This is a genomic window from Bradyrhizobium sp. CCBAU 11357 (assembly GCF_028128865.1).
Lineage (GTDB): Bacteria > Pseudomonadota > Alphaproteobacteria > Rhizobiales > Xanthobacteraceae > Bradyrhizobium.
On the sequence record NZ_LBJW01000014.1, the window covers coordinates 87,758 to 107,897 of the forward strand.

At 61.0% G+C, this 20,140-nt stretch carries 17 protein-coding genes, 1 tRNA gene and 4 pseudogenes; 9 read left to right on the top strand and 13 right to left on the bottom strand.

Going from position 1 to position 20,140, the window contains the following annotated elements:
* Positions 1-104: 104 nt before the first annotated feature.
* Positions 105-1,289 carry a hypothetical protein gene (locus XI05_RS02625; protein ID WP_271498413.1) on the bottom strand — a complete coding sequence of 395 codons (1,185 nt, stop codon included), beginning with the start codon at positions 1,287-1,289 and terminating at the stop codon, positions 105-107.
* A gap of 219 nt (positions 1,290-1,508) precedes the next feature.
* Positions 1,509-2,741 (bottom strand): SMP-30/gluconolactonase/LRE family protein, encoded by a 1,233-nt coding sequence (locus tag XI05_RS02630; protein WP_271498414.1) that lies wholly within the window; start codon positions 2,739-2,741, stop codon positions 1,509-1,511.
* Between the two features lie 180 nt (positions 2,742-2,921).
* Here XI05_RS02630 and XI05_RS02635 point away from each other — a divergent pair, with 180 nt between their 5' ends.
* The 5 genes from XI05_RS02635 (at position 2,922) to XI05_RS02655 (ending at position 7,603) form a co-directional block, all read left to right on the top strand.
* The gene (locus XI05_RS02635; protein ID WP_271498433.1) at positions 2,922-3,191 is read left to right on the top strand and encodes a hypothetical protein; all 270 of its coding nucleotides are present in this window, start codon (positions 2,922-2,924) and stop codon (positions 3,189-3,191) included.
* Positions 3,192-3,671: 480 nt separating this feature from the next.
* Entirely contained in the window at positions 3,672-5,234 is a 1,563-nt protein-coding gene (locus XI05_RS02640; protein WP_271498415.1) for a 2-isopropylmalate synthase, read from the top strand.
* Positions 5,235-5,551: 317 nt separating this feature from the next.
* Positions 5,552-6,556, top strand: a complete 1,005-nt coding sequence (locus XI05_RS02645; protein ID WP_271498416.1) for a TRAP transporter substrate-binding protein — start codon at positions 5,552-5,554, stop codon at positions 6,554-6,556.
* Between the two features lie 196 nt (positions 6,557-6,752).
* On the top strand, positions 6,753-7,361 hold the full coding sequence (locus XI05_RS02650) for a Spy/CpxP family protein refolding chaperone (protein ID WP_271498417.1): 609 nt from the start codon (positions 6,753-6,755) through the stop codon (positions 7,359-7,361).
* Positions 7,362-7,527: 166 nt separating this feature from the next.
* Positions 7,528-7,603: transfer RNA gene (locus XI05_RS02655), tRNA-Lys, on the top strand.
* Positions 7,604-7,795: 192 nt separating this feature from the next.
* On the opposite strand, the pseudogene XI05_RS02660 reads toward XI05_RS02655, so the two are convergent.
* The 3 genes and pseudogenes from XI05_RS02660 to XI05_RS02665 all read right to left on the bottom strand — a co-directional run bounded on the left by XI05_RS02660 (position 7,796) and on the right by XI05_RS02665 (position 8,895).
* Positions 7,796-8,305: pseudogene (locus tag XI05_RS02660) on the bottom strand (RraA family protein).
* Positions 8,287-8,460, bottom strand: a complete 174-nt coding sequence (locus XI05_RS39460) for a hypothetical protein (protein WP_333939812.1) — start codon at positions 8,458-8,460, stop codon at positions 8,287-8,289. Before XI05_RS39460 ends, XI05_RS02660 begins: the two are co-directional and overlap by 19 nt.
* Positions 8,461-8,481: 21 nt before the next feature.
* Positions 8,482-8,895 (bottom strand): aminotransferase class I/II-fold pyridoxal phosphate-dependent enzyme, encoded by a 414-nt coding sequence (locus tag XI05_RS02665; protein ID WP_271498418.1) that lies wholly within the window; start codon positions 8,893-8,895, stop codon positions 8,482-8,484.
* 181 nt (positions 8,896-9,076) lie between these two features.
* On the opposite strand from XI05_RS02665, the pseudogene XI05_RS02670 reads away from it, so the two are divergent.
* Positions 9,077-9,160: pseudogene (locus XI05_RS02670) on the top strand (co-chaperone GroES); the annotation flags it as partial.
* Positions 9,161-9,364: 204 nt separating this feature from the next.
* On the opposite strand, the gene XI05_RS02675 reads toward XI05_RS02670, so the two are convergent.
* From XI05_RS02675 to XI05_RS02715, 8 genes and pseudogenes are all read right to left on the bottom strand, one after another.
* Positions 9,365-9,541: a hypothetical protein gene (locus tag XI05_RS02675; RefSeq protein WP_271498419.1), complete on the bottom strand. Its 177-nt coding sequence runs from the start codon at positions 9,539-9,541 to the stop codon at positions 9,365-9,367.
* A 25-nt stretch (positions 9,542-9,566) separates the two neighbouring features.
* Positions 9,567-10,091 carry a hypothetical protein gene (locus XI05_RS02680; RefSeq protein WP_271498420.1) on the bottom strand — a complete coding sequence of 175 codons (525 nt, stop codon included), beginning with the start codon at positions 10,089-10,091 and terminating at the stop codon, positions 9,567-9,569.
* Between the two features lie 66 nt (positions 10,092-10,157).
* Complete coding sequence (locus tag XI05_RS02685) at positions 10,158-10,439, bottom strand: hypothetical protein (protein ID WP_271498421.1); 282 nt, start codon at positions 10,437-10,439, stop codon at positions 10,158-10,160.
* A 1,219-nt stretch (positions 10,440-11,658) separates the two neighbouring features.
* Positions 11,659-11,823, bottom strand: coding sequence for a hypothetical protein (locus XI05_RS02695; RefSeq protein ID WP_271498435.1), 165 nt, complete (start codon positions 11,821-11,823; stop codon positions 11,659-11,661).
* Between the two features lie 23 nt (positions 11,824-11,846).
* Positions 11,847-11,990 (bottom strand): annotated as a pseudogene (locus tag XI05_RS02700) (DNA ligase); the annotation flags it as partial.
* 865 nt (positions 11,991-12,855) lie between these two features.
* Positions 12,856-15,243 carry a peptidase domain-containing ABC transporter gene (locus XI05_RS02705; RefSeq protein ID WP_271498423.1) on the bottom strand — a complete coding sequence of 796 codons (2,388 nt, stop codon included), beginning with the start codon at positions 15,241-15,243 and terminating at the stop codon, positions 12,856-12,858.
* Positions 15,244-15,246: 3 nt separating this feature from the next.
* Positions 15,247-16,497: an HlyD family secretion protein gene (locus XI05_RS02710; protein WP_271498425.1), complete on the bottom strand. Its 1,251-nt coding sequence runs from the start codon at positions 16,495-16,497 to the stop codon at positions 15,247-15,249.
* A gap of 132 nt (positions 16,498-16,629) precedes the next feature.
* Positions 16,630-16,827 (bottom strand): hypothetical protein, encoded by a 198-nt coding sequence (locus XI05_RS02715; RefSeq protein ID WP_271498427.1) that lies wholly within the window; start codon positions 16,825-16,827, stop codon positions 16,630-16,632.
* 855 nt (positions 16,828-17,682) lie between these two features.
* On the opposite strand from XI05_RS02715, the gene XI05_RS02720 reads away from it, so the two are divergent.
* From XI05_RS02720 to XI05_RS02730, 3 genes and pseudogenes are all read left to right on the top strand, one after another.
* On the top strand, positions 17,683-18,300 hold the full coding sequence (locus tag XI05_RS02720) for a sigma-70 family RNA polymerase sigma factor (RefSeq protein WP_271498429.1): 618 nt from the start codon (positions 17,683-17,685) through the stop codon (positions 18,298-18,300).
* A 138-nt stretch (positions 18,301-18,438) separates the two neighbouring features.
* Entirely contained in the window at positions 18,439-19,002 is a 564-nt protein-coding gene (locus XI05_RS02725; protein ID WP_271498431.1) for a hypothetical protein, read from the top strand.
* A gap of 73 nt (positions 19,003-19,075) precedes the next feature.
* A pseudogene (locus XI05_RS02730) lies at positions 19,076-20,140 on the top strand (hypothetical protein); the annotation flags it as partial.

The following is a 20,140-nucleotide window of genomic DNA, read 5'->3' on the forward strand; positions in this document are numbered from 1 at the left end:
GATAGGTCCTCCCATGCCAGCGTGGCGCCTGCGGTCTGCACGAAGAGAAGGCCCGCCGCGGGGATCGCGGCGGGAGCGATGCGAGGCCGCGGTCTCACCGCGCGTCAGATGATGAAATCCGTGGCCTTGAGATCGGCGGCGTGGATTCCGTTCAGCGTGATCGTGTCATCGGTCGTCAGGTGGATCACGGCGTTGCCGGAGCCGTCGTTGCCGATCAGGCTCTTCAACGCACTCCATCCCGCCAAGCCGTAATCTTGCAGGTCGATGACGTCGTGCTCCGCTGCGGTGCTGCCCGCAGCCGCGTTGCCCTGATCGAAATCGTTGATCACGTCCTCGCCCGAAACCGTGTTGAAGACGAACAGATCGTTGTTCGGTCCGCCCCAGATCTGATCGTTGCCGCCGCCGCCGTTGAGGACGTCCCGGCCGCCTGCGATCGAGCCGCCCACGGCGGGGGCGTAGGTGCGCGCATCGCCATAGAGCCAATCGCCGCGATTGCTCCCGTAGAGGATGTCGTTGCCACCCTGTGCGTTGCCGGACATCTGCGAGGCATCGCCGACCAGCGCGATGGAGATCGAATCGGGATTGCCGTCGACGGTTGCGATCAGGACGTCGTCTCCGCCGCGGGTATTGTCGCTCATGTAACCGCCGTCGCCGAGAAGCGATGCGCCGCCGGACCGTGCGTCGACAGCGGCCGTATAGATCAGCATGTCACTACCGCCGCGCGCATTGCCGATCATGGATATCAAGGCATCACCGGACATCGACACGTTTCCAGAGAGGCCGGCCTGGACCACGCTGATGACGTCGTTGCCGCCTTGGGCGTTGTCGCTCATGAGCGATCCGGAATCGCCGCTGAACGCACCATACGATCGGTCGTCCATCTCTGCCGTGATGAGGTCATTGCCGCCCTTGGCTTCACCGGTCATGGCGATTTCGGCGTCCCCCGAGAGATAGACGCTTGCAAAGGTCGCGCGCGAGGCCTCGACATGCAGCACGTCGTTGCCGCCGTGGGCCTGGCCGGACATGATCTGCGCGTCCCCGTCGAGCTGTGTATAGTCCAGGCGGCCCTGGATGGTCGCGACGAGAAGGTCGTTGCCGCCATGCGATCTGCCCTCCAGGACCGCCTCGTCACCGACGAACAGCAGGCTGCTGGGCCCGTCATCGACCGTTGCGATCATGATGTCGTTGCCGCCATGGCCGTCGATTTGAAGTCCGGGGTCTCCGGACTCGGTCACGAGTTCCTGGCTTCCAACGCTGACGATGATCGTGTCGTTTGGCATGCGGCGCATTGCGCAACTCCCACTTCATGCCCGAGGCGGCTGGAGCTAGCGTCATGCTTTCACGCCGCGCCACGGTTCTGCTGCGCGACCTATCTTCGTTGCTATGATGGCGGAGATTTGCTCAGCGGTCGGAAAACGACGATCGGCGTGTCGTGGTATCGTCACAAAACGCAAATTGACTCCGCGCCGGCGCTTTACGCCGGCGCGCTCGCTCGTGGAGGGTGTCGCTCAGCCCGGCCCGGCGCCTTGCGTCGCCGTGTACACGGCGTAGAGCGATTGGCTCGCGGCCATGAACAGGCGGTTGCGCTTGGGGCCGCCGAAGCAGACGTTGCCGCAGACTTCCGGCAGGCGGATGCGCCCGAGCAGCTTGCCCTCCGGCGACCACACCGTCACGCCGCTATAACCCACGGCGCGTCCGGCATTGCTGGAGGCCCAGAGATTGCCGTTGACGTCGCAGCGCAGACCGTCCGGTCCGCATTTCACGCCGTCGATCACGCAATCGCTGAACTTCTTCAGGTTCGACAACTTGTTGTCGCTGCCGACGTCGAACACGAAGATCTCGCCCTTGCCGCCGGCGCCGGTGTCACCCGGTCCCTTGCCGGTCGAGGCGACGTAGAGCTTCTTGTAGTCGGGCGAGAAGCAGAGCCCGTTCGGGTCCGGCACCTGGTCCTCGGTGACGACGAGGTCGATGCGGCCGGAAGGATCGATGCGGTAGCAATTGGTCGGCAGCTCGCGCTTGCCCGGCACGAAGCCGGCCGGCTGACCGATCCGCGGATTGAGCTTGCCGCCCGTATTGCTCGGACCACCCGCGACGTCGGGCTCGCCTTCGTAGAGCTGGCCGCCATAGGGCGGATCGGTGAACCAATAGCTGCCGTCGGGATGTGCGGCGATGTCGTTCGGCGAGTTCAGCTTCTTGCCCTGATAGGACTCGGCGAGCACGGTGGCGGTACCGTCATGCTCGTAGCGCGTCACCCGCCGCGTCAGGTGCTCGCAGGAGAGCTGGCGGCCCTGGAAGTCGAAGGAGTTGCCGTTGGAGTTGTTGGAGGGCGAGCGGAATACGGTGACGCGGCCGTCATCCTCGGTCCAGCGCATCTGCCGGTTGTTGGGAATGTCGCTCCATAGGAGATAGCGGCCCTGCGCGCTCCACGCCGGGCCTTCGGCCCAGAGCAGGCCCGTATAGAGACGCTTGATCGCGGTGTTGGGCTGGGCGAGGTCGTTGAAGGACGGATCGACCGCGATGATGTCGGGGTCCCAGAAATAGGTCGTCGGCGCGCCGCCCGGGCCGAAATCGCGCGGCGGCGTCGTGATCGTCGTCGGCGGTGCGGCAGGCCCGGTCTGGGCCAGCGCGGGGCCCGCCAGCGTGGCCGCGGCGCCGAGCGCCAGTCCCCCGACAAGCGTTCGTCGTGAAAGCGCAGCATTCTGCGCACGCTGCTCCTGCTCAGGAGCCTCCTGGCGTGTCATCGTATCCTCCCGGTTATGTTCGGCCGGCCGGTTGATCCGGCCAAGCGAGGCGGAGGTTAGTCCGGTCCGCGTCCGGTTGCGAGGGGTTGACTTGAAACCGCTGTGTGATCGCAGGTCGCAATTTCGTCACCTTCGAGTGCGTTTGGAGTGCAGGGCGCGAGGGGGATAAAGCTGGAGCTCATTGTGCAAGCCGTCGTCCTGGTTGTCCTTGTCTCGTTCGCGTTTGCTGCTGGCTATTTCACGCGGGACCACGTCTCTCGAAAAAGGCGGGCGGAGGCGCGCCGCTGGCGCGAGTACACGGAGCCGGACTGGCTCTCAGCCAACGCGCCGGCCAACACCAACGAGATCTTGAAGGCCGGCACGGCTGCGCCGGTGGCGACCGGCGAGCTCGGCCAGATGCTGAACCGCTGGGAGAGTAGGGCGCGCGCCCGCCGCACCGGCACCGCGTAGGCGTCTCCCTCGCAAATCTTGCAGCCTGGATGAAGCGGAAGCGAAATCCAGGACCGTGTTCCCGCATTGCGCGTCGCTCCATGCGGGCCAGGCCCTCGTGCAGCGGCGGTCGAGCTATTAGGTCACGTATGTTGACCATCTTTTGGCGTTGCAGTTGCGGCCATTTCTCGTCTAGAAACGGGCGCATCGAGCCTCCCGGCAACCAACCGTCAACGGTTTTGCCCGAGGATTTGAGGCTCAAACGGGTCCGGCAATGCTGATTCGCGGCCAAATCGAGGGGATTTCGGGGGAGGTGGCTCAGGCCGCCGCCACGATCCCGGCCGTGTCGCTGCCCACCCTCCTTATTGGCGGCCTTCTTCTTACTTGCCCCTGAGGGCCGGCTGGGCGCACGCGCCTGGGCGCTCAGGGGTTGGTCGAGATCACCGGACACCTCAAGCGCCAAGGAATGAACGGCGCAAACGCTCAAAAGGAAATCTAGGAATGGCCACCGTGAACAAGTCCGAGAAGGACCGCGTCATCATTTTTGACACCACGCTGCGCGACGGCGAGCAGTGCCCCGGCGCCACCATGACCTTCGAGGAGAAGCTCGAGGTCGCCGAGCTTCTGGATGATATGGGCGTCGACGTCATCGAGGCCGGCTTCCCCATCACCTCGGAGGGCGACTTCCAGGCCGTCAGCGAGATTGCCCGCCGCTCCAAGAATTCGGTCATCGCCGGCCTCTCGCGCGCCCATCCCGCCGACATCGACCGCTGCGCCGAGGCGGTGAAGTTCGCGAAACGCGGCCGCGTCCACACCGTGATCGCGACCTCGCCGCTGCACATGCGGGTGAAGCTGAACAAGACCCCGGAGCAGGTGATCGAGACCTCGGTCGCCATGGTCGCGCGCGCCCGCAACCAGATCGACGACGTCGAATGGTCGGCCGAGGACGGCACTCGCAGCGAGATGGACTTTTTGTGCCGCATCGTCGAGGCCGTGATCAAGGCCGGCGCCACCACGGTGAACATCCCCGATACTGTCGGCTATACGGTGCCGGAGGAATACACCCACTTCATGAAGACGCTGATCGAGCGCGTGCCGAACTCGGACAAGGCGGTGTTCTCCGTGCACTGCCATAACGATCTCGGCATGGCAGTTGCCAACTCGCTGGCCGGCATCACCGGTGGTGCGCGCCAGGTCGAGTGCACCATCAACGGCATCGGCGAGCGCGCCGGCAACGCCGCGCTCGAAGAGATCGTGATGGCGATCAACGTGCGCAACGACAAATTCCCGTACTGGAACAAGATCGACACGACGCAGCTGACCCGCGCCTCCAAGGTGGTGTCGGCGGCGACCTCGTTTCCTGTCCAGTACAACAAGGCCATCGTCGGCCGGAACGCCTTCGCGCATGAGAGCGGCATTCACCAGGACGGCGTGCTGAAGGACGCTTCGACCTACGAGATCATGCGCCCCGAGATGGTTGGTCTGAAGCAGTCCTCGCTGGTGCTCGGCAAGCATTCCGGCCGCCACGCCTTCGTGCACAAGCTGGAGGAGATGGGCTACAAGCTCGGTCCGAACCAGCTGGAAGATGCGTTCACGCGGATGAAGGCGCTGGCCGACCGCAAGAAGGACATCTACGACGAGGACATCGAGGCGCTGGTCGATGAGGAGATGGCGGCCTCGCACGACCGCATCAAGCTGACCTCGCTGACCGTGATCGCCGGCACCCATGGTCCGCAGCGCGCGACCATGAAGCTCGACGTCGACGGCCAGATCAAGATCGAGGAAGCCGAGGGCAACGGCCCGGTCGATGCCGTATTCAACTGCATCAAGCGCCTGGTGCCGCACGAGGCCAAGCTCGAGCTGTATCAGGTCCACGCCGTCACCGAGGGCACCGACGCGCAGGCGGAAGTGTCGGTGCGGCTGTCGCAGGACGGCCGTTCGATGACGGCGCGCGCGGCGGATCCGGATACGCTGGTGGCTTCGGCCAAGGCCTATCTCGGTGCGCTCAACAAGATCGTCATGAAGCGCCAGCGCGACACGGTGACGACGGCCGCGGCGAGCTGACGAACGAAGCTGCGAGTTGTTGCACCTCTCCCGCTTGCGGGAGAGGTCGGCGCGTCCCGGGCGATGCGAAGCATAGTCCCGCGCGCCGGGTGAGGGTTCTCTCTTCCCAGGGATTGTCCCGTTGTGGAGACACCCTCTCCCCAACCCTCTCCCGCAAGCGGGAGAGGGGGCGCAGCGGTGCTCGCGGCGTGCACCATGAATGGCTGCCCTGCTAAGGGCCAATAGCGAGCGTGCAGGCGAGCCGCTATTGATGCAGCCGGCATAAGATTGGCTACCCGGCACCGCCGGGCGGCCCAAACAAACGACAGGGAGAAACTATGCGCACCTTGGCGATCGCTGCGTCCATCGCGGCTCTGGCACTTGGCTTGAGCGGGCCGGCACTGGCCCAATCACCGATCATCATCAAATTCAGCCACGTCGTCGCCACCGACACGCCGAAGGGCAAGGGCGCGGAGAAGTTCAAGGAGCTCGCCGAGAAGTACAGCGGCGGCAAGGTCAAGGTCGAGGTCTATCCGAACTCGACGCTCTACAAGGACAAGGAAGAGCTCGAGGCGCTGCAGCTCGGCAGCGTGCAGATGCTGGCGCCGTCCAACTCAAAATTCGGGCCGCTCGGCATCCGCGAGTTCGAGGTGTTCGATCTGCCCTACATCCTGCCCGACATCAAGACGCTGCGGAAGGTGACGGAAGGGCCGCTCGGCACGAAGCTGCTCAAGCTGCTGGATGCCAAGGGCATCACCGGCCTTGCCTATTGGGACAACGGCTTCAAGCAGATGAGCGCGAACAAGAAGCTGATCACGCCCGCGGACTACCAGGGCGTCAAATTCCGCATCCAATCCTCGCGCGTGATCCAGGCCCAGTTCAAGGCGCTCGGCTCGCTGCCGCAGGTGATGGCGTTCTCGGAAGTGTATCAGGCGCTGCAGACCGGCGTGGTCGACGGCCAGGAGAACACCTGGTCGAACATCTATACCCAGAAGATGCACGAGGTGCAGAAATACATCACCGAGAGCAATCACGGCTACATCGGCTACGTCGTGATCGTGAACAAGAAGTTCTGGGACGATCTGCCGGCCGACATCCGCGACCAGCTGTCGAAGGCGATGAAGGAGGCGACCGACTTCAGCAACGCGCAGTCGCAGAAGGAGAACGACGACGCGCTGGCCGAGATCAAGAAGAGCGGCAAGAGCGAGATCATCAAGCTCACGGCCGAGCAGGACGAGGCCATGCGCAAGGCGATGGAGCCGGTCTACAAGGATGCCGCCGGCCGCGTCGGCCAGGGGGTGATCGACGAGTTCCTGAAGGAAGCCAAGAGCACGACGAACTGACCGCCACGGGCGGCCAGGGAGGGGCTTCCGTGCACTGCACGGAAGCCCTTTTTGTTGCAAATCGTTTCAGTTTGCATCTGAACGGGCATTCACGGCTGTTACATCCCTGCCAGAGTGTGCATCCTGTCCAAGTTGTAAGTTGCGCGTCGGCCTCCTCGCGCTCATCCTCACGGGCATCCTTCCGGAGGAGGCCAAGATGAAGAAATTCACCATTGCCGCCATCGCCGTGCTCAGCATCGCCGGCTCGGGCGCGGTCTATGCCCAGTTTCATCGCCCGTGGATGGAGCACGTCCGCCACATCCGCATGAACCCCGAGGACCGGGCCGCTTTCGTCGACGCGCGGATCGCCGCTGTCCATGCCGGGCTGAAGCTGAACGCCGAACAGGAGAAGCTGTGGCCGCCGGTCGAGGCGGCCGTGCGGGAGTTCGCCAAGCTGCGCATCGACCGGGCCAATGCGCGGATGAATGCCGCACCCGGCGACGCGTCGAGGGATGCCGATAGACCGGAGGATCCGATCGCCCGCCTGCGCCAGCGCGCCGAGGACATGGGGGCCAGCTCCGCCGCCTTGAAGAAGATCGCCGATGCCGCCGATCCGCTCTACAAGACCCTCGACGAGGGCCAGAAACGGCGCCTCGCCGTGCTGACCCGGCACCGCGGCCCGTTCGGTGGCGGCGAGGACGGCCCGCGCCACCACCACTTCATGGACCGCATGGACCGCATGATGGATCGGGGCATGGACCACTTCCATCATGACCGCTTCGACCGTGACCGCGGTCCCGACCGGGACCGGGAGGGCCGGCTCTGAACGGACCGGCTCTCGCCCCGTGAACCCTGGCGAAGCCGCTGTAATCCAGCGGCTTTTCGCATCTCCGGAGCTAGCGACGAGACCTTGGAAAACTTGCGTCCGATCGCTTGCCAGACCCGGATCGCTTTGCTAAACGACCGGCCTCGCAAGGCTTTGACCGCCTTTCGGGCGCATAGCTCAGTTGGTAGAGCAGCTGACTCTTAATCAGCGGGTCCCAGGTTCGAGCCCTGGTGCGCCCACCAAGCAATATCAGTTACTTAAAGCGATTGCGCATCGGAACGGACCTTTTTAGTTGGGAAATCGCGCTACGATTGTTCGCGATTTCGTAAGCCGCCTTACGATTTGTTGCGATCAGTTGGGCGCTTGATGATGCGATGACAACTGGTTGCCGACGGCCAACGTCTGCTTTTCGAATTCGAAAGCGCCAGGGCCGCTTAGTTCGCGCAACGAGCCTCCAGCGCATCGACGAAGGCGCGATCCCATCGGCCCTCACGGATGGCGTGGATGGTACCGTGTTCCTTTTGCTCCTGGGCCAGCGCTTTCTCGATGACCGTTGCAGCCAGCGAGGGTGGGAATGCGAGGAGGCCGTCCTGATCCCCTACGATGATGTCGCCTGCATTCACGGGCATACCGCCGACGGTGATCGGGACATTGATCGCTCCGGGACCATCTTTGTAGGGACCACGATGAGTCACGCCGCGAGCGTACACGGGAAAAGTGCGCTGACGGATTTCCGCAACGTCGCGAATGGCGCCGTCGAGCACCATGCCTGCAATTCAGAGCGAGGCTGCGCCGAGCGTCATGATGCCGCCGACCAGTGCGTTGGAGATATCGCCGCCCGCATCGACAACCATCACGTCGCCGGGGCGACAGAAATCATAGGCCCGCAGGATGGCGAGGTTGTCGCCGCCCCGCGTCTTCACCGTCACAGCGGTGCCCACCATCGGCGCCGGCGATGATAGGGGATTAGCCCGATGCTGCCGCAATTGCGGTGCAGCTGCTCGCTGAGTAGGGCGACCGGAATGGTCCGCAGTTTTGCGATCACCGCAGGATCGACTTGCGGAGCCGAGGGGTTCTTGGCGATGCCGGCGTTTGACATGGGATGCTTTCGATCGGGATGTTAGCGGAGCTCGGAAACAGCGTGAGCGATGCGGTTGGTGCCATCGTCGAGCACATCGAGCGACGCTGCGATCGAGATGCGGAAGTATGGCGACAACCCATAGGCGCTGCCTTGAACCACGGCGACGCCAACGCTTTCGAGCAGGTGCATCGCGACGTCGCTGTCGGTTTCGAGGTGCGCACCGGCGGGAGTTTTTCGACCGATCAAACCGGCGCAATTGACGTAAAGATAGAATGCGCCGTCGGGCGGCAGGCAGCTCAAGCCCTCGATCTGGTTGAGCCGCGTCAGCATGCGGTCGCGGTGGGAACGGTAAATTGCGACGCTCTCGGAAACGAAGCTCTGATCACCGTTGAGCGCTTCGACAGGGCGGCTCTCGAGATTCGCGTGCCCAAGCCGATGCACCTCGCCCGCCAAGCAGGCGTGACAGGGACGGCGGCACATCGAAAGGATCCGGACAAGAACCTTGAAGTAGCGCAAAAATTTTCTGCAGGTCCTCTTGACTAGAAATCCGCGTATTCCTAGGTCGTTTTCCGCCCGGGGGCCGGTTCCGGACCCGGATTTTGGACATCGCTGACCTTACCCAAGGAGGATGTGCATGCATTTCCGCCCGTTGCACGACCGTGTGCTCGTGCGCCGCATCGACGCCGAGGAGAAGACCGCCGGTGGCATCATCATTCCCGTCAGGAAAGGCACATTGATCAGCTCAATGAAGACGCGTCCGTCCAGCGCGGGCTGAATGCCGCTGGCGATCTCGACCAGCTTTCGGGCGGCGTTTTCGGGGTCGGCTAAGGGGCGAGCAGAAGCATATTTCATGGTGGCGAGGGATACATTGAGTCGCCGTAGCTGACCAACCAAAGTGGGCGCCTTGGCATTCGCTGTGAAGTCATTTCGGCTCTTGCCTGCCATCCAATTCGCGAGCGGCCAAGCTAAGCTCCAGCTCTTTGAGCTGTTCGACCAAGTGTTCTACGATCTCCTCGTAATCAGATGGCGTGAGGGAATGCACGCCGCGCAACGTCAGTTGATTGTGGAGGATTGTCGCCATCATGGCTTTAACGCTCATGACCTCTCGCTAAAAAAGCTAATCGTCATAAAAACAATCGGAAGTAGGCGCCAAACACTACGGTTGCGCAATCTCGTAGAATTACGGCCATGACGGACCTTTGCAATGCAAATACTGCATGCTCGATAAGAACGCTTTGCCCGCGGGTGAACGCGACTGGATTGCGCCGATTGTGATCGAGGCGCGATTTGCAGGCGTAGCGAAAGCCGAATCGCGCTTCGGAGAGTAAAATTAGTTCTGCGCCATAATCATAATGACTCCGACGCAAAAATAGAAAATAGGGTGGAAAAAACAAAAACGTTGGGAGGAGTAGGTGGATACTGTGAGTCGCCTGCGCGCGATGGCATCGCTGTGCCGTCAGACTGCTGCGCATCACCCCGATAGAAGTTGGAAACTGCTCGCCGAAGCTGAGTATTGGGAGCATTTGGCCAACGATGCGCTGCGCGATCAGTCGTGCACATCTGCCTTCCCGCTCCCAGTAATCGGAGATGATGCGAACACCACGCAATCGGCGCCCGGTATGGCGGCATGAGCGTTTTCGGTTGCTCAAGTCCCCTTCGACGAGGGAAGCCAGCTCTCACTTTTGAAGGGCGTGGTGTTCTGGCTGGAGGAGGTCTCATGTTTCCTCGCGGGGTACGAGCGAGTCAGCGGTTGGAATAGCAGAGTGCATCACGAAAAAAGCTGAACTTTTTTGGCAGGGGTTGCGTTCGTGGATAGCGTAGAGCGGTGCTTCGCCGCTGTGACGGCAATCGGTTTCTTTGTGACCGTAGTCGGAATGATACTGCTGCAAACGTTGTGAGTTCTGCTTGGCCAGCTCGCGACGAAGGCTCCGCGCAGCGGCAACGCGCCTGCAGCTTACGAGCAAGTAAAGCCCGTCCCAGTTGGTGGCCTCTTGCATGATGCAATTCCAGCCAAGGCGGCGCGGCCGACAATCGGTTGGCTGTGCTGCGCATGAGAGCAAAAGCGGTCATCATTGTCCCGCGCGGTGCCGGCGCTCGCAATCACGCGAAACGTGGAACGCCCTATATTTAGTTAATTGTTCGGGAGGTTCGCGTGCGGACTGTCCTCCTAGTTCTTGGGCTATGGCTACTGCTCAACGTTTTGTTTGTTGTGATCACGATGCCCCCTCGCAGGCCACGCTTGCCGCCGAGACCAGTGCAGCCAACGTGGATCGAAGCATTGGATGCAATCAGGCGCTTTCTGAAAATGCGACGCCGTTGAAAAGTCAGACGATTGCGCTGTCATTTAAACCAGTCAAACACCGGACTTTCACTCGTCATTTTAATCTGCGAGACTTTCAGTCCGACACAAACAATGGCTTGCGAAGAACAAGCTCGAAGGAGGTTCGCAGTGGAGAAGGTGCGACACTTGCGCGCGATGGGTTCTCTGTGCCGTCAACAGGCCGCATACAACAGCATGAACAAATGGAAACTCCTCGCGGACGCGGAATGCTGGGAGCACTTGGCTGAGCTTGAGCTGTCGTCCCACTTCCAGGAATGCAACGTCGCCAGCTCAATCAGCTCGCTTGATCCGGCTGGGTGAGAAAACTCCTGCAACGCGAGATCGACCAATGGGCCAATTCTTCAAACATCGGGGTCGTGCAATGGCTAACCGTAGTCGGGCGTTGAACCGCGTTGTCCTGTGCCTGCGTTCTCAGGCGCTTCTTTCTCAGCTTACCGAACTTGAGACCCTTCGAGGCCGAGTGCGAGAGGCCGAGGAGAATACAGCTCTCGATCAATCGGCAGACCCGGTGAAGTCAACCATTCACTGATTGATGGCAGGTCCGCCCGCCGAGGCCGTCGGCGGGGGGCGTAGGCGCTTCAGGCCTCGCCTCGTGAGCGCATCGCGCTCTCGCTCTAGGGGCAGGCCTCTACTCGGCTGGTTTACATCTTCATCGCCGGATGCTGCCGGCTCTTCATCTTGATCCAGTGCTTGGTCCTGCCGCCTTGATAGGGCCGGCCCCGCCGCTTCGATACCAGCCCTTCAAGTCATAGCTTGCAGGCAGCGCGAAACAGATCCCGCGTTCGAACGGGTTGACGAAGAAGCCTTCAGGGAGCCGCGCGAGCGGGCGCTCCAAGTTCGTCTTTCGCATCGACAGGGGAAGCATGCGGAGGTTGTCACCGCCTTCGCGAGAATACGGAGGCGCAGAACTGCACTTCGTGATCGCGCTTGCGCGAGTGCAACGCGTTGAAATCCGAGATGCCATCCACGTCCAGCACCACCTCGCCATCGAGCACGAACTGCTGCTTCTGACGGAGCTGCGCGCGGCCTCGACGATCCATGGATAACGGCCGGTCCAATTGTTGCCGCCGCGCGTGATCAGGCGCACGCGGTCGCCATCGCGCTCCGAGCGGAGGCGATAGCCGTCGTATTTCGCTTCGTGGAGCCAATCCGAGCGGTCTGGGACCGAAGTGCCCTTCATCGGCAGACAAAACTCAAATGAATGCATGCGGGAAGAATAGGCATTCGCGGCTTGCTTGCGAGATTGGAACAGGGAAAGGGACACAATTCAAAACGTTAGGGCCGGCGCTACGGCCTCGGCGGCAGATCAGGAGAGATTTCGCTGGAAATCTCATGATGGCCCGGAGCACATGCTTCAAGCAGAGGCCGGATACATTAGGATTCAGAGGAGTCGCGGGAGCCCTTTCCTGGTTGCTGCCCGTGGTCGCGAAGTTGCTCGAGCCTACTTTCGAGCAGTTCCTTCTTAGCCGCTATCATTGCGGCCAGCACTGAATCGACGACTTGGTGCAGCGCCCACAACTCGTCAATGGACATGTCCTGAAGCTGCTCTCGATCAATCATTGCACGGGAACGCGTGTCTCGAACGGGATGCTTAGGCCTGGGTCTTAGGACGCTCCATCGTAGAGCTGGCCGGAACGCCACTTATGGGCAGCGAATACGCCTAGGCGTGGGCATCCTCTCTTGCTTTCGGCCACCCAGCGAACGAACTCGCCGGTAGCGGTTGCCATGTTATTCTATTCGGAAGCCGACAATCTGGATGCACGGACGCACAGATTTGGCATGCGCAACCGCATGCTGAAGCTGCGGCGGAGGGCTTTCGCAACTCAACTGATTTAAGGAGACCGGGCTGGTGATCTTCCATGGCGATACCGAGCTTGGCGGACCCAATTTGCTCCGCGCAGGCCTCATCTTCTCTGGCTATGGGGTTAGCGCCACTGCCCTCCCGGAACATGGCCATCACCGGATCAGCCTCGCATTCGGCCGGCGATGGCGCATACGAGCGCGTCGTCGAATGACATCGAAACGAGTGCGCCGTGCACGTCACCCGAAGATCCGGATGGCGCGAGCACAACTCAGCAGCGTGAGAAGTCGATCTTGGCCAGCGCTTCACCCGGGTCATCGGCTTTACCGCCGTCGTCGGACGGCTTGAAGTTGCAATCTTTCCGCGGCTGGTCGTCGTCCTTGTGTGGATCACAGTCGTCGTTGGCGTCCTTCAAGGCAGGATCCCGCTTCGCACAATCGCCCCTGGTATCACCGGGGCAGGTACCGTGGTCGTGCGCGGTCCCGGCAGCGCCTTCGGCGACAAAACCGGTGACGCCGACATCTCGCTCAGGCGCCGCTCCTTGTCTGCCGCTTGTCATTCCCACCCGAAATGGCTCCGTCGCCGCGCCAAGATGGATGATCAAATCTGCTCCATGAGTAATCTCGGGTCGGTGCGCTACGCTCACGCGCGTCATGTTTAGGTGCCGGAGATTTGCATTGATTTCTTTTTCCTTCTCGGTGTCGAGATGTGCAGTGCCCTCGTCCAGAAACAGGATCTTTGGTCGGCGATAGAGGGCGCGGGCAAGCAGTACTCGCTGTTTCTGCCCGCTGGATAGCGAGCTTCCCATGTCGCCGATGAGGCTGTTGTAGCTCATCGGCATTGCCATGATGTCGTCGTGGATGCCGGCAATCCGCGCGCAATCGATCATGCCTTGCAGATCGAATGTCGTATCAAAAAAGCAGATATTGTCGGCAATCGACCCCGACAACAATTGATCCTCCTGCATCACCGCGCCAATTTGCTCGCGATATGCACGCGGCCCGATCTGACCCAGCGGGAGGCCGTCGATCAGAACCTCTCCGCTCGTTGGCTCGAGCAAGCCAAGCATAATCTTGACAAGAGTTGACTTGCCGCAGCCCGAGGGTCCCATGATCGTCACGAATTGTCCGGGAGCAACGCACAGATTGACGTTGTTAAGAATCAGAGACTCTCCTTCTGCATACCGGAAGCAGACGTTGCGCAGTTCGATCGCGCCGCGAAGCTGTCGGATATACGACAGGTCTCGATCGTGCCCCCGCTCGAGCGGGGTGAGCGCAATGTCGGCGAGACGCTCCAGGTGCAGTCCGAGAATACGGACGTCCACCAGCTTCTCGATCAGCAGCGCTGTCCGCTCAGCGAACTGCAGCTTGTAGCTGACGAACGCGAATATCATGCCAACCGTGAGGAGGTTATCTAGTGCGAGACGAGCGGCGAGGTAGATCGTGATCACGTTCTCCAAGCCAAATATCGTATCGTTCATTGCTTTGAAGCTGATCCTCGCCCGACCTAGCCGCACGTTGGCATTAATATACGAGGCATAGCGGTTCAGCCATTGGCCCTCCCGTTCATTCTCTCGATTGAGCAACTTTAGGCTTTGCACCGCTCGCACGGTTTCGATGAAGGTGGAGTTCTCGTCTGCCTTACTATGAATGGCGGCTTCGCTCCGTTGCCGGAACATCCCGAAAAGAGCAAGCCGCAGAGCGGCGTACAACGCGAACGCCAGTAGGACGACAAGTCCGAGCTGGATGTTGTAGGTGAACATCAGCACCAGCATCAACACCGACATGAGACCGTCGATCAAGCCCGTGATCAATCCTTCCGCGAGCACGTTGCGGATTGGCTCGATCGAATTGAAGCGCGACAGGATGTCTCCGATGTGGCGTTTTTCGAAGAAGGAGAGTGGTAAGCGCACCAGATGATGAAACAGTCGCGCGCCGATTTGGAAGCTCAACGTGTTCTGCAGGACAAGAATAATGAACGAGCGGGTCGCGGTCGACGCGACCCGTATCAGGAGAAGGAGCGCGAATCCCAGCCCGAGTACGACCAGGAGATCGACATCCCCTCTGGCGATGACCTCGTCAACGGTGAGCTGCATATAGAACGGGGCGGCGAGAAGAAGAATTTCGATGACCACCGACAGAACTAATATTTGGGCGAGGGCACAGGTATTCCCGTTCATTCCGCTCCAGAATACCGAGAACGGCAATCTCACTCGCTCGTCTGTGCGGCGGAACTCTTCAGTGGGCGAGAGTTCGAGCGCGACCCCGGTGAGATGTCGCGATGCTTCAGGGAGGGGATACCACTTCTCGCCGGCGGCCGGATCGTGAACCACGATCCCCTTGTTCCTGCATGCTTTCAGAACAACGAAATGAGCCATGTCCCAGTGCAGAATAGCAGGCACACGCAATTGGCAGAGATGGCCGATCTCGATTCGCAGCGGCCGACATGCCAGCCCCAGGTAAGCTGCTATCTGCATGAGGTCGCGAAGAGTGACGCCCTTTAGGGATACTGGATGCCGCCGCCGCAGGCTGTTCAAGTCAGTTCGATGTCCATGATAAGATGCTACCATGGCGAGGCATGCGAGTCCGCATTCCGTCGCCTCCGTCTGCCGGATGACTGGGAGGGATCTGCGTCCGCTGAAATTCAAAAGTCCCTGCATGCGCTACATCCTTGCGCTTAAGACCGGATCGAGCAGCCACCTCATCAGGGATCGTTGCTCAAGGATCACGTCGGCCCTAAGCAGCATGTCCGGCTGAAGCGGCATCTTGCGGCCATAGGCGTCGATGTCGGGCCGCTCGAGAGCCGCAGTCACACGGTAAGCTGGTTCCTTGAGGGTGATTGGCCCGGTCGTTTCGTTGCCGGTCAGAATCGTGTGGGAGACTTTTGTCACGCTGCCGCGGTAGGTGCCGAATTTCTGGTAAGGAAATGCGTCGTAAAGGATCCTAACCTGCTGGCCGGGGCGCACAAAACCAAACGCGCGCGTCGGAAAGAACAACTCCGCCTGCAAGTGCGCATCGAGGGGAATGATTTCGAGCTGCATATGCCGTGGATCCGCGATCTGGCCCACAGTCGCCTGCAGCGTGGACACGCGCCCACTCGTTGGCGCCCTGATAACGTAAGCCTGCCGCCCATTCACCTCCGCCACGCGCTGTTCGATCGAGGAGAGTTCATTGCGCAGTCCTCGAATCCGCTCTGCGGCGACGGTTGGGAGTTGCTCCAGTGTATGCCGAGCGTCTGTCAATTGGGTGCGCCGCGCGGTGATCTGCTGATCCAGCGAGACCACGCTCTGCTTTTGCTCAAGGGCGGCCTGCTCGCGGCGCTTGAGCTCAATCGTTGGCAATGCGCCGCTCGCGATTAGCTTGGCGCCCGTTGATACGAAGCTCTCGGAAAGCTTCAGCCGCTCGTTCTGGATGTTCCGCTGGTCCTCGAGCTGGGCAATCTCTCCTGCAATCCCCTTGATCGTGGAAGCGAGGCGATCCTGTTCCGAGGCGGCGCGTCGATCTTCCGCATCGATCTGTCGCTCGACCACATTGCGTTGCTGCGTCAGCACTGCAAGTACGGTGGCATTGACGTCATCGCCACTGGCGGTGATTTGGGAAGTGACTACGGTCAGGAGCGGGTCACCCTCCGCAACCTCTTGCCCCTCCTTCACTTGCATCGCTTTGATGAAGCCTTGTTGTGGCACGAAGATCTTAGCTGTTCCGGAGGTCGGCGTGAGATACCCGGAGACGGTCTCCTTACGCGCGTATTGCGCGATGGAGAGAAAACACAAAATGAGTATGACGAGCGCAGCAAGGCTCCAGCTAAGGAGCGTGCTCGACAGCGGCTGCAGCAATACGACCTCACCCCAACTGTGGCGCTGATGCAGAAAGTCGACAGCTTCCTTGCGAAATAGAGCTGGCCGATTCGCCATGGACGCACCTTGCTGTGCTCACATCCATATCTATGCGCTGCGCGGAGTAGTTTTCTGCCACATCAAGACTGCAGGTGGATACCGGAGAACCGCTTCCCCTATAGAGAAGCGGTTCGCCGACGCATCTTGGCTTTACCCAACAAAGATTTGGGACTGGGACTGCTTGGAGAACAAGCCAACCTGAACCTGGTTTCCGCTGAGGACATTGATGTCGCCAGTTCGGATCAGTGATCCATCATGGCACCCACATCCGCCGGTGCCGGCGGCCACGAGGTCGAGCTCCTCATCAGACAGTTCGATAGGGTGAGCAAGATTGGTCATCTCTAGCATGTTGGTCTCCTTTCGATGTAAGTGGCGGAACATTGATGTAACGTTTGCCACGTCACCACTAGCTGCCAGATGCCAATCTGGATGCACGGTCGCGCAAATTTTTTGAGCGGTACGTGTTTGACGCTCGTCGCACTGTGACTTTCGCAGTGTCGTATGCGGGTCGGCAGTGGCGGCCTTTGTCACGGTGAGTGGACATTCCAATTTGCTGGATGTTCTGCGCGGGCTGAGATGCGACATGCCTCTTCCGAAGGATAGCGCGTCGGCATGCCAAGGGCGCGAGGTTGGTCCAGGAAGCGCCTCAGGTTATTTCGGTGACTGCACTCATCGCGATAGCTGCGCAGCTCGCAGCGCCCCTTGGGCGCGACAACACTCAGAGCCGTCGCAGCTGATCGCGTTGCCGGCAGGTTGGATGGAGGCGGGAATGTAAGGGATTGGGACTGGCTTTCTTGAAGGTACGTCGAATGACCCTCAATGACGTTACTCGGGTGGTCGGATCCGATGCGTGCTCTGAAGTGATGACCGAGACTTAGCGACGATGTTGAAGTGTCCCATTTCTCGGAGTCAGCTCGAGGAGTTATGTTGCTGCTCTCAGCGGCTCACCTGCCAGCGAGCCCGACTCGCTATAGTTCGCCTGCACCCTGACGACGACGTGGCCGTGGGGCGATTGGGAAAAAAGTTTGAAGACTTCCGGGAACGAAGTTGATGCTGCTGACTTGAGTTCGCCGATAGCCGATTTCGTATTTTTTTAAAAGAGATAATTTAAATGCGTTTTAATGCAGGGTATTAAATCCAGCAGTGGTGGCCCTGCGGGTGAAAGCAGTCGGGTTTTTTTGCCATTCAGGGGTGAGTTCGGCCATGCCCCATCAATGCGTCGCTTTAACGAAGGCCAAGCCTTGCTCCGACGCAGCGCGGCCCGACAACTATTTGAATCCCGAGACGGCGTTTAATTACGAAACCGCCCTGCTGGAGTGCGCCTCCGGATCGCAGTCGGCCGTCGGCAAGATCTACGCCCGGGAAAAGGAACAATTGCGCGCGATGGCGCACCGGATCGTACGCGACAGATCGCGTTCCGAGGACGTCATCCACGACGCATTCGCGCAGATTCTCCGATATGCGAAGGACTTCGATCCTGCGCGCGGCTCCGCCCGGGGCTGGATCTACGCCATCGTCCGCAACACGGCGCTCAAGATGCGGCAGAACGTGAGTCGCGAGCTCGCGCTCGAGGACGATGCTCTGAATGCCATCTGCGCGCGGGAACAGATCGTTCCGAATCCCGCGTCCTGTATCCCAGACAGCATGACGCTGCGAACGATGCTCGATCAACTCGAGCCACAGCGCCGCGCCAGCCTACTTCTGGCGATCGTCGATGGGCGCACGCACGAAGAGATTTCCGAATACCTCCGGGTTCCTATCGGAACCGTCAAGGCGTGGATCCGGAGAGAGCTCGTGGCCATGCGCCGGCAGCTCGAATGAGGTGTGAACTTAATTTTCGCCGGTGCATCCAAAGGCGTGCGTCGGCGACAGTACGGTGACGGCGTGGTGATTTGGGCAGGCACGCGCGCGTGATGCACGTGCCCGTGACGTTGCGAGGCGAAAGCGAGGAGCGAAGTCATGTCCATCCTGAGCAGCGTTACGAGCATTCTCGGGCTCATAAAGCTTGCGGGAACCGGCATCCCACCCGAGGAATGCACGTCAACCAAGCCCGAAGACTGTGGCGACGGCAAGCAGTCAAAGTGGAATGACGATCACAGCGGTAACGACGCGTATTCAAACGGGGACGGCAAGGACAATTATTCCACGCTTGGCGGCATCGGCGCCTACCTGAAAGACGGCAAGGGCGACTACCCAGAGCACGACGCCTGGAAGGATGCCAAGGCCGGCGAATACCAGCCCAAGGACCATTGCGACCTGGGGCCGGCTGACGATGGCAGCAGGGGCGATACTGATCGCAGTCCGGGTGACGCGCTGGCCAAGTTCGACTTCTCCCAAGGTGAGTTAGCGGGTGATTTCAGCTCGCACGGTCCCGACCATTCAGGTGACATACACGGCGCGCTCGCTTCGATGTCTTGCGACGATGCGCTTGAATACGCCATCGGTTTGATGGGCCCAACGGATCACTTCGACGTAGGGCATTTCGACACGGCGACGGATACGCCGCACGGCACGGACGCCTGACATGCCGAAGAGACCCGCCTGGCGGTGGATGCTGCCGGGCGAGAGTGGTTTTTGAACGAGAAAGGCGCCGATCATGCAGCAGGTAGAAAAGCGCGAACAGTTCGAACAAGAGCGGAAGATTTTTGAAGCCGGAGTGCAGCGTGCTGACAAGCGATCTGGCTCTTTCAGTTTCTTGACCTGGTCGTTCTTCATTGCGCCGCTGATTGCCTGCGAAGAGCTTCTTGCTGCCACATTCAAATCCGCGCTGGCCGAACAAGAAGACGCGACAGCGGCTCAGGCAGGTGCGGGGCCGCAACGGACGAACGACGAGCTGCCTGCGAGCGATCCCGCGAAGCCGGGTGCGGAGGATGAGAGGCCTAAAGGGCCGGCCGCTTCGCCGGAGACGCATGTGGCTCAGCTCGATCCGGCCAGCCTCCCGGCGGAGCCGCAGGAACACGCGCCCAGGCCGGGCACCGCTGGGGGCGAAGCAGTCGCCGTTGCGAGCTATGGGGGTGAGGGCGGAGGTGGTGAAGATGCAGTTTCTTTCAAGCACCAAGCTCACACCTGGGCCGATGCTAGTCGCGTCAGTTGCGTGAACTGGCCGTCGGCAGATTCCGACTTCGGAACCACCGAATCTTCTGGTGGCGCAACGCTCGAATCCATTTGGCTCAATGTGCTCTATGACTCGTATAGTCCGTCGGTCGTCAGCTCCTTTCCTGTGCTTGTAGATCTGGGCAATGAAGTGGTGGTAGGGATTACGCCGGTCGAGGCGGCAGTGCCGCCCGCACTCGCGACGATGACCGACACCGTGAGCACGCTGCCCAACAACGTGGCCGGCGCGATCGCGCCGCTCGAGGCGACGGCGCAGCCGACGCCCGCGACGTTGGCGGACACCGCGAGCACGCTGCCGGACGGCATGGTTGGTGCGCTTGCGCCAGTCGAAGCGGCGTTGCCGCCGGCACTCGCGACGGCGACCGACACCGTCAGCGCGCTGCCCAACGACGTGGTTGGCGCGATCGCGCCGGTCGAGGCGGCGGTGATGCCCGCACTCGCGACGGCGACCGACACCGTCAGCACGCTACCCAACGAGGTGATTGGCGCGATCGCGCCGGTCGAGGCGGCGGTGATGCCGGCACTCGCGACGGCGACCGACACCGTC